The organism is Streptomyces sp. NPDC048424 (assembly GCF_040651555.1).
GTDB lineage: Bacteria > Actinomycetota > Actinomycetes > Streptomycetales > Streptomycetaceae > Streptomyces.
Genome location: NZ_JBEZKE010000039.1, coordinates 47,362 through 56,190 on the forward strand (window position 1 = coordinate 47,362; position 8,829 = coordinate 56,190).

An 8,829-nucleotide genomic window follows, 5' to 3' on the forward strand; every position below is an offset into this window, starting at 1 on the left:
CGCCGTCAGCGTTCCCGTTGCAGGGAGCGCAGTCGTTCGGCCACGTCGTAGACGGTCAGGCGCAGTGCGCGGATGTCGTTGATCAGGTCGCGCCATGGTTCGAAGGCGGTGTCCACGTCGTGGCCGGAGGCCCTGATGTAGGCCACCGCCACGCCGTAGCCGAAGTACTCGTTCCTGGCCGGCAGCGGCCTCAGGAGCACGATCTGCTCCAGCAGCGCCGCCGACCGCCAGTACGCGTCGGGCTCGTCGGTCGCCCACGCCGGGGTGTTCACGCGATGGCGCGCGACCGCGGCCACCAGACCCGAGTAGTCCCGCACTCCCAGCTCGTTGCCGAGGAGCTCCTCCTGCCGGTCCAGGAGCCAGCGGAGGTCGATGTGCAGCTGCAAGATCAGGCCGCCCGGTGGGCGCTCGCGGACGACGGCAGCCCGCCGAACTCACGGTCGAACGCCTCCGCGATGCCCGGCTGGCCGACCGCTTCGCGGAACGCGGCGGTCGCCCGGCCCAGGGCGAGCTGGTTCTCCTGCTCGATGGCCAGCTCCGCCAGATAGGCGCGCACGCTCATGCCATGGGCGGCGGCCACCGCCGCGAACCGGTCCCGGGTCACCGAGTCGATCTTCACAGTCGTATCTGCCATACCTCCGAGTATGCACTCATGAATACCCTCACGAATACCCTTCGGTGATTCGCCGGTCCGGGCGGGGTCCGCCCGGACCGCCCGCCCGTCGTCATCCGCCGCCGCCCCGCCAGATGTTGTCGAAGGCCGCGTCCTCGATGGCACGCCTTTGCCGTACGGACGCCAGTTCCACCAGCGCGTCGCTGACGGCGGCCAGCACGGTCGCGACGTCGTCGTCGGCCACGTCCGGAGCATCCTCGGTCCGCTTTTCTCCGACCCCCACGGCCCCCGCGAGGGTGACGAGGACGGGTTCGTCCGCTGCCCAGCGGTCCGCGGCCTGGCGGCGGGCGGGCGAATCGGCCAGCACCAGCTGACCGGCCCGGAAGGAGATCCCCTGGCGGCGTTGCCGGACGAGCTGCCCGTCAGCCTCCAGCTCGGCCTGGTAGGCCGCGGAGAGGCCGCGGCCCCGGCGCCACAGCCAGTCGTCGACCGACTCGTAGGGCTCCTCCCGAACGAGCGACGCGGCCGCCTGCTCCAGCAGGCGATCAGCCGGGGCGGTCTGCTGGCCCGGCACGATGTGATCCCCGTCCAGCCTGACGGCCTCGGCTGCGAGGAGGTCGATCACCTCGGCCCCGGCGAGCGCGAGCGACAGCTCCCCCTGTTCGACGGAGCTACCGGACCCCGTGTCCATGGAAATGATCAACAAGTCCCGCGGTGTGGTCATCAAGGGCTCCTCTCAACCGTGCAGGCAGGTCGCCGGCCCATTATTGATCGACTCGGCCCCCGACGGTCATGAGAACGCGCATGCGCCTCGGCCCCGTTCGCCGCCCGGTGCGCCACCGATCCCTCGCCCCGCAGCCCCGCGACCAGGGCTGCCGCGGTGACCACCCCGTCTCAGCGGAACTCGTGGACCACCTGGATCTCGCCGACGATGTGAGCGTTGAACTCGTCCAGCTCCTCGGCCGGAACCCACAGCTCGAGGATCGTCCGTCCCCCGGCCTGCTGGACGGGGTACCGGCTCAGAAACTCCGACTCGACCTCGAATCGGGTCACGAAGCCGACGCCGCTGTGCTTCACGTTCCAGTCCCGCGCGATCTTGATCGCGTAGTCCTCGTTGAGGACCGGGTAGAAGATCGGCTGCTCGGGGAGGCGGGGCGGCCACGCACGCCAGTTCAGCTCACGGACCAGGTCCAGCTCCTCGGGGCCGGTGGGGCGCCACAGGGTCGTCGTCGCACGCCGGCTGGTCATGTGAATCGCTCTCTGCTCGCGGAAGGCCCGCTGGTACGGCTGGTCGGAGACCGGACGATACCGGCTCCAGGAGCCCGACACCCAGACAGTTTCCGCCCCTGGCCATCGCTGCGACCAGCCCCTTGTGCGTGCCCCCTCTAGCGGTCGCACCCTGAGGTCGAGGGTTAGGGTCGTAGCTGATCATCACCACTGAGGAGGGGGCTCCGACGATGTACGGGACAGTCACGGCAGTCAGCAGCAACAGCGAGTACTCGTTCACCAAACCGAACCGGGACAGCATCACGCTGCTCGCCGGCCTCGGCGTGGAAGGCGACGTCCACGCGGGCGTGACGGTCAAGCACCGCTCGCGCGTCGCGCAGGACCCGACGCAGCCGAACCTGCGCCAGGTCCACCTCATCCACGAGGAGCTCTTCGCCGAGGTCGGTGCAGAGGGATTCGAGGTAGGGCCGGGTGATCTCGGCGAGAACGTCACCACCCGCGGCATCGATCTGCTGGGCCTGCCCGTCGGCACGCTGCTGCACATCGGCGACGATGCCGTGCTGGAGGTGACCGGCCTGCGCAATCCCTGCGTTCAGATAGACACCTTCCAGGACGGACTGCTGAAGCAGGTCGTCGGCCGCGACGAGGCCGGGAACATCGTGCGCAAGGCAGGAATCATGTGCGTCGTGAAGGAGGACGGCTCCGTGCGCCCGGGCGACACGATCAAAGCGGAGCTTCCCAGCGGGCCGCACCGCCCCCTGGAGCGGGTCTGACCTCTCCCCCACGCCGTACGCCGCAGGGGCGTCGCCGTCGAAGGGCGGCTGATCGGCACCGCTCCGGCCCCGGGTCAGCGTGGCCGGAGCCCGTCGAAGACCACCTCGAAGATCCGCTCCCGGGGCGCCGGGTCCGCTCCGAGCTGTTCCATCGCCCTGCCGGTGCCGGCCAGCAGGGCGATGAACTCCGGCAGGCCCAACTCGGGGCGGACGGCCCCGGCCCGCTGCGCCCCGGCCAGCAGATCGGCCAGGCGGGCCTGGATCTCGAGGGTCGGCCCCTGCAGGGACGCGTGTACGTCCACCCCCGCCGCGGCGAGCGCCTGGGCGAACTCGTTCTTCCCCTCGGACTGTTCCACCACCAGGCGGAAGCACGCGAAGAAGGCCTCGGCAGGCCCGGCGTCGGCGGCCAGCCGTGCGGTATGGGCCGCCATCGTCTCCAGCCTGCGCACCATCACCGCCTCCAGTAGCGCCTCCTTGGTGGGGAAGTGCCTGAAGAGCGTGCCGACCCCGACCCCGGCGGTTCGCGCGATCTCCTCGGTCGGCACGCCGACGCCGCGGGTGGTGAACACCTCCGTGGCGACATCCAGCAGCCTGGCCCGGTTACGGGCCGCGTCCGCCCGCAGCGGGCGTTCCTGAGCGCCACCCATGCTTCTCCTTCCCCCACCTTTCGCCGCCGACGGCAGAACCACTCTGGACAACCGGAGTCTGTAGTCCGTATCGTCAAAGCGGAGTCTCCAGTCCGATTCTATCTACGGATCCCACCGGATCCCACGGAGGTCGTCATGCCCGAAACTCTCTCACCGCGCGAGGTCTTCCAGAGGCTGATCGAGGGCATCGGTGCCGGGCGGTACACGGAGCTGGCCGAGCTCTACGCCGAGGACGCCGTGGTGGAGACCGTCTTCGAGCCCGCCGGTCCGCGCCGGATCGAGGGGCGGGCCGCGCTCAGGGAGCGGTTCGCTCTGGTCGCGGCGAGTTCGCCCGTGGAGCTGACCCCGGCGAACGTGGTCGTCCGGGAAACCGACGACGCGGAGGTCGTCGTCGCCGAGTTCGACTACCACGTGCACCACCGGTTGACCGGGCGGACCTTCGAGGCCGCCAACATCCAGGTGCTGCGGGTCCGCGACGGTCTGATCATCAGCAGCCGGGACTACCACGACCACCTCGCCCTCATCGTGGCCGACGGCAAACTCCCTCAGCTGGTGGCGGCACTGGAAGGGAAGTAGCGCCGGCAGCGAGGAGCGTCGCAGCGGCGAGGCTGCCCCAGAGGGCGGCCGAGCCGTGGGGCGCGAGGCCGGTGATGACCGCCGGGGAGACGGCCAGGCCGAAGCCCGTGGAAAGCTCGAAGCGGGCGAGGGTGCGTCCCAGGACATGGGCCGGGGCGAGGACGGTGACGAGCGCGGTGGCGCTGCCGGCGTAGATGATCTCGCCGATGGTGCAGAGTACGGACACCGCAGCGACGGCCGGGGCTCCCCAGCCGTGTCCCAGTGAGGTCGCGGCGAGGAAGCCGAGGTAGGACACGGTGAGCACCACGCCCGCGAGGGCCAGCACGCTCCGCCGCGAGAAGCGGGACATCAGGACGGTGACCGGCACCTGCAGCGTGACCACCAGCACCGTGTTGGCCACGAAGATGGCCGCCGACCACACCGGGGATGCGTGCAGCTGTGTCACCAGGACCAGAGGGAGCGCGATCTCGGGGACGTTGAGGCAGAACGCGTAGACCACGTTGGCGGCCAGCAGCGCGCGCATCCGGGGTGCGGGCCCGTCGTCCATGCCCTCGGCCGGGGTGGCGGCCGGCTGCGCGCGCAGCCGGACCGACCACGCCAGGGCCGCCGCGGTGAGGTAGGCGAGCCCGGTGACGGCTGCCAGCGCCTGCAAGGCGGTGGCGCCGCCCGCCAGGCAGGCGGTGGCGAGGAGCGCGCCCGCGCCCATACCGGCGTTGCGCAGGGCGCGGCCCGCCGCGAGAGCGGTGTCGCGTTCGCGGCCGTGGGCGACCGTGGCCACGAGCGCTGCGTGGGCGGCCGGCCATGCCTGGTTGCCGATGCCGAGGAGGAGCGCCGCCGTCGCGAACGGCCAGACGTGCCCCGCCGGGGTGGCCAGCAGCAGCGCCACGCCCAGCACTCGTACCAGCATCGACGCTGCCACGACCGTGCTGCGTGCGCCCCGGTCCAGCCACCGGCCCACCACGGGCATGCACACCAGACCCACGACGACGCCGGCCGTCATGGCGATGCCGGTGGCCGGCGCGGACAGCCTCAGCACCGTCACCCCGTAGAGCAGCAGAAAGGGCCGCAGCAAGCCGGTGCCGAGGGCGTCCACGAGCAGGGCGACGGCATAGCGGGGGCCGCCGGAGCCACGGACGAGGGCGCGGGGCCGGATCTTGGTGGTGGTGGTCGTCATGGCGTCAACGTGCGTTCGGCCTCCGGGCCGGGCACGTGGGTTGACGGACATCGTCAACCGATGCCGGAGCCGACCGTCCGGTCAGTGATGATGACGGGGTGACGTTGAGGATCGACATCAGCGGACTGCCGTCCGAGCGACTGCGGTTCGCCGCCTCCCCGCTGGCCGAGCTGACCGCGATGCTGCACGTACTGGCCGAACCCGGACACCATCCGCACCTCGCGGGCTGGGCCGGGGACGTCTGGGCCGCTCTGCGGCCGGAGCTGGCCGAGCGCTTGCGGGAGGCGGAGTTCCTCTGGCGTTCCTCACAGGCGGACTTCCTGATCCCCGCCCGGCCTCGGCCGACCCTCGCCGAGGAGTTGGACGACGTGGACCGGATCGACGACGAAACGTACGTGACGGCCGCGCTCGTCACCACGTGCGGCAGCACTCGCTTCCATTCCGCCGGCCCGCCGCCGTGGTCACCGTCGCCACTGCCATCGCCGCCATCGCCGCTCACCGATGCGAGGGCGCGCGAGCGGGCCCTGGACCTGGCCCAGGCCCGCGGCGGCCGGCAGGAGGCCTTCGCGGAACGCCTGCTCGCGGACCCGGCCGCCGTGCGAGCTCGGGTGCGTCAGACCCTCGAACAGTGCGCCGAGGCCTTCTTCGACGCCGCCTGGGCCGGCGTCGCCGTGCAGCTCGCCACCGACCTGCGGCTGAAGAACGACCTGTTGAGACACCAGGGCATCGGGGCGGCGCTCGCGTCGGTCTCCGGAGCGGTCACCCTCGCACCGGACGGCGACTGCATCGTCGTGGACAAGCTGCAGGACAAATCAACCGCCGCTCGCGGCACCGGGGTCACCTTCATCCCCAGTGTCTTCGGCCGCCCGCACCTGGTGGCGGTGCACGCGCCCGGGTGGCAGCCGGTGGTCCAGTACCCCGTGGCCGAGCCGACTCCATCCGAGCCGGTCCCACTGGAGACGGTCTCTCTCCGGCTGGAGGCGCTCGCACATCCCGTACGGCTGCGGCTGCTGCGCACCCTGGCCCGCGGCCCGCACACCACCGGCGAGCTGGCCCACACCTGGGAGCTCTCGCCCCCGGAGGTTTCCCGCCACCTCGCCGTCCTGCGCCGGGCGGGCCTGCTCACGGCCCGACGGCACGGTCGCTACGTCCGCTACACCCTCAACCTGCCCGATCTGACGGCGCTGGGCACGGACCTGCTGGCGGCCGTACTGCGCTGAGTGACCCGGTCTGCCGGGCCTCTGCGGCCGGCTGGACCGCCTGTACCCGGCGAACCGGCGCCCTGTCGGGCCGGCCACCTCACGTTCCCGTAAAACGCCACGTCACGTCGGGCACAATCAGGGGTTGTGGCCATATACCCCGATCCAGCTGTCCTGTATCCCGACGTTGAGGCCCACGGCAGCCTCGGCGCGGCGCTCCGCGCCGTGGCGCAAGGTCGTCTGGCCTCCGTTCCCCTCACGAGCCCCGAGGCCGATCCGCTGCTCGCCGCGTCGGTCGACTGCACGCTCCCGTACCGCGAGCCCCTGCACGTCAGTGCGTACGACCACAAGAGGCTGTGGTCGATCAGGGGCGTCGCGTCGTTCGATGGAATGGCCCTCATCGAGGGCACGACGGACGATCTGGCGCAGGTTGCCGAGGCCGCGCGGGCCTGGCACGACGGGGCGGCTTTGAGCGACATCTGCGAGGCGGCTCCCTTCGTGCGGCAGACCGGCCGCTTCGACGTGCCCGACCTCGACCCCGGACTCCTGACGGAAAGCGAGTGGCGGCACCTGCGAACAGAGGCGAACGAGCTGGAGTACCCGTGGCAGCCCGCGTACCAGGCCCTCATCGAGCATGCCTACGCCCAACCGGCGCTCCGGCGGCTCTACCCGTTCACGAGCCACTGGGCACTGCGCTTCTCGACCACCACGCGCCCGCGCCTCTCGGTCGTGGGTCCCCTCCTGGAGACCCGGGGCGTCGGCGAGTACGCGCTCGCCGCGTCCCTCGCGGACGAGGACCCCGCCCGGTTCACCACGGCGGCGCAGGCCGTGGCGGCAGCCGTACGCCAACTGCCGTCCACACTCGGCCCCGTCACACTCGGCCGCTGACCGGCCTCGCTCCGTGTGCCGCGCTCGTCGGGCCCGCCGGCCAGAACCAGTGACGCTAGCGGACCGCGGGCCCCGGCCGGCCGGCCCATCGGCGCAGCGCGGCGGTCGCCCGGTCTGCGTCGTTCGGACGCAGACCGGCTATGGAGATGTGGTGGTTGGCATCGGGCACGTCGAGGAAGTAGGAGTCGGAGGTGCCGCTACCCGGGCGGAAGGGTTCCGCGACCGCGATGTCGTTCTCGCCGTTGACGAACAGGAGCGAGCTGCCGTGGCGTCGTACCCAACGGTCGATGTCCGCCATCGCCGAGGGCTGGAACTCCAGGGGTATGTTCCGCGGCACGTAGGTGCGCATCTCCTGTATCCCCGGGTAGCGCAGCAGTCCGTCCAGATGGGGGGTGGCGAACTGCGCGTACCCGAGTTGGGTGCCCAGTTGGTAGAAGTACGGTGTGAAGGCCTCGAGGGTCTGGTCGGTGTAAACGGGCACCTGGGTCACCCGGGCGATCCAGGCGTAGAGGGCATCGTCCGTGGTTGCGGCGGTGGGGACGGACGCACAGCTGCCCGTGGGCTGATGCATCCAGAACATCATCGGCAGGCGCAGCACGGCGAGTTCGAACGCGCGGTCTGCGCTGCCGAGGGTCTGGAAGGTCTTCTTCTCGCCCTTGGCCCACCGTGCGTACCGCTCTGTCATCGCTTCGCGCCGTATCAGCGCCTCCCGCTGAGCGGACTTGATCGCGGCGCGGCACTCGGTGGTGCCGACCTGTTCGAGGCGCGCGTCGTACGCGGAGTCGTCTCCGTCATCCGTGTTGTTGGGGGCGGAGTAGGCGACGGTACCGGCCACGTCTTCTGGATAGAAGCGGCGGTGGTAGACGGCCGTCATCCCGCCTTTGCTGCCGCCGGTGGAGATCCATGCCCCGCGATAGATCTTCTTGAGGGCGGTGATGAGGCGATGGTGGTCACTGGCCGCCTGCCAGATGGTGAGTTTGGACCAGTCCGGGTCTTCAGGCTTGGAGGTCCCGAAGAACCGCTGCTCGGTGCTGATCTGGTTGGCGTCCAGCAACTCGGTCGGTTCGGTCAGGCGGTTCGGCGACGGTCCGAGGTCGTAGCCACTGGAGTAGAGCACCATGGGGCGCCGGGTCGACTTGTGCACCAGCGTCAGCCTCTGGTCGAAGGAACCGTGGTCGGCATGCCGATGGTCGGTGGGCTGTCGGTAGCTGAGGTCGAGGACGACCTGGCCTGCGGCGGCGGGCCGTTCGCCGAGCACGCGCATTCCGGGGACGGCCTCGATCCGGGCCCGGATGTCGCCGTCCGCCGGCTGTGCCAGAGCCGGCGCGGACAGTCCGGTGGCCGTCAGTACGGTCATCAGGAACAGAGCGAGCAGATGTCTTGTCGTGTTCTTCATACCCCCAGACAACCGGACGCGTTGGGACAGCGGATCCCCCAAGCGTGGAAGGCGTCTCCCCCATGTGGGGGGAGACAACCCCTGGCCTGACTCTGACGCCCCTGGCGCTTCGTGTCGCTGCCCGGCGGGGGCCTTGCCGTCTGGTCCCCCTGCACAACGTGACGGGAGACGCGAAGACGCCCGGCCGGAGGGTTCCGGCCGGGCGTCTTCGGTATGTCTGCTGTGTGCCTGTGTTCCGGCAGGTTTAGTACCAGTGGTTGGCGGACCAGAAGTTCCAGGCGCCGACGGGGCTGCCGTAGCGCTCGTTCATGTAGTCCAGGCCCCACTTGATCTGGG

General features: G+C 70.7%; 11 protein-coding genes and 1 pseudogene. 4 read left to right on the forward strand and 8 right to left on the reverse strand.

Annotated features, from left to right (window positions below; translation table 11 throughout):
- Nucleotides 1–5 precede the first annotated feature (5 nt).
- The 4 genes from AB0D29_RS34415 to AB0D29_RS34430 all read right to left on the reverse strand — a co-directional run bounded on the left by AB0D29_RS34415 (nucleotide 6) and on the right by AB0D29_RS34430 (nucleotide 1,861).
- The gene (locus AB0D29_RS34415) at nucleotides 6–386 is read right to left on the reverse strand and encodes a toxin Doc (RefSeq protein WP_362859673.1); all 381 of its coding nucleotides are present in this window, start codon (nucleotides 384–386) and stop codon (nucleotides 6–8) included.
- Between the two features lie 2 nt (nucleotides 387–388).
- On the reverse strand, nucleotides 389–634 hold the full coding sequence (locus AB0D29_RS34420; protein ID WP_362859675.1) for an antitoxin MazE7: 246 nt from the start codon (nucleotides 632–634) through the stop codon (nucleotides 389–391).
- A 91-nt stretch (nucleotides 635–725) separates the two neighbouring features.
- Nucleotides 726–1,337: a GPP34 family phosphoprotein gene (locus AB0D29_RS34425; RefSeq protein WP_362859676.1), complete on the reverse strand. Its 612-nt coding sequence runs from the start codon at nucleotides 1,335–1,337 to the stop codon at nucleotides 726–728.
- 170 nt (nucleotides 1,338–1,507) lie between these two features.
- Entirely contained in the window at nucleotides 1,508–1,861 is a 354-nt protein-coding gene (locus AB0D29_RS34430; protein WP_351589210.1) for a hypothetical protein, read from the reverse strand.
- Nucleotides 1,862–2,070: 209 nt separating this feature from the next.
- Here AB0D29_RS34430 and AB0D29_RS34435 point away from each other — a divergent pair, with 209 nt between their 5' ends.
- Nucleotides 2,071–2,613 carry an MOSC domain-containing protein gene (locus tag AB0D29_RS34435; RefSeq protein WP_362859677.1) on the forward strand — a complete coding sequence of 181 codons (543 nt, stop codon included), beginning with the start codon at nucleotides 2,071–2,073 and terminating at the stop codon, nucleotides 2,611–2,613.
- 74 nt (nucleotides 2,614–2,687) lie between these two features.
- Here the strand turns inward: AB0D29_RS34435 and AB0D29_RS34440 are convergent, their stop codons facing one another.
- Nucleotides 2,688–3,260, reverse strand: a complete 573-nt coding sequence (locus AB0D29_RS34440) for a helix-turn-helix domain-containing protein (RefSeq protein WP_362859678.1) — start codon at nucleotides 3,258–3,260, stop codon at nucleotides 2,688–2,690.
- Between the two features lie 135 nt (nucleotides 3,261–3,395).
- Between AB0D29_RS34440 and AB0D29_RS34445 the strand changes: the two genes are divergently transcribed.
- Nucleotides 3,396–3,836, forward strand: coding sequence for a nuclear transport factor 2 family protein (locus tag AB0D29_RS34445; RefSeq protein ID WP_362859679.1), 441 nt, complete (start codon nucleotides 3,396–3,398; stop codon nucleotides 3,834–3,836).
- On the opposite strand, the gene AB0D29_RS34450 is transcribed toward AB0D29_RS34445, so the two are convergent.
- A complete protein-coding gene (locus AB0D29_RS34450; RefSeq protein WP_362859680.1) occupies nucleotides 3,781–5,010 on the reverse strand; it encodes an MFS transporter in 1,230 nt (409 codons plus the stop codon). The two genes, AB0D29_RS34445 and AB0D29_RS34450, sit on opposite strands and share 56 nt — an antisense overlap.
- Before the next feature lie 98 nt (nucleotides 5,011–5,108).
- Here AB0D29_RS34450 and AB0D29_RS34455 point away from each other — a divergent pair, with 98 nt between their 5' ends.
- Both AB0D29_RS34455 and AB0D29_RS34460 read left to right on the forward strand, forming a co-directional pair.
- Nucleotides 5,109–6,230 (forward strand): helix-turn-helix domain-containing protein, encoded by a 1,122-nt coding sequence (locus AB0D29_RS34455; protein ID WP_362859681.1) that lies wholly within the window; start codon nucleotides 5,109–5,111, stop codon nucleotides 6,228–6,230.
- A 126-nt stretch (nucleotides 6,231–6,356) separates the two neighbouring features.
- A complete protein-coding gene (locus tag AB0D29_RS34460) occupies nucleotides 6,357–7,097 on the forward strand; it encodes a DUF6193 family natural product biosynthesis protein (protein WP_362859683.1) in 741 nt (246 codons plus the stop codon).
- Between the two features lie 55 nt (nucleotides 7,098–7,152).
- On the opposite strand, the gene AB0D29_RS34465 is transcribed toward AB0D29_RS34460, so the two are convergent.
- Nucleotides 7,153–8,493, reverse strand: coding sequence for a S28 family serine protease (locus AB0D29_RS34465; RefSeq protein ID WP_362859684.1), 1,341 nt, complete (start codon nucleotides 8,491–8,493; stop codon nucleotides 7,153–7,155).
- Between the two features lie 244 nt (nucleotides 8,494–8,737).
- Nucleotides 8,738–8,829 (reverse strand): annotated as a pseudogene (locus tag AB0D29_RS34470) (lytic transglycosylase domain-containing protein); the annotation flags it as partial.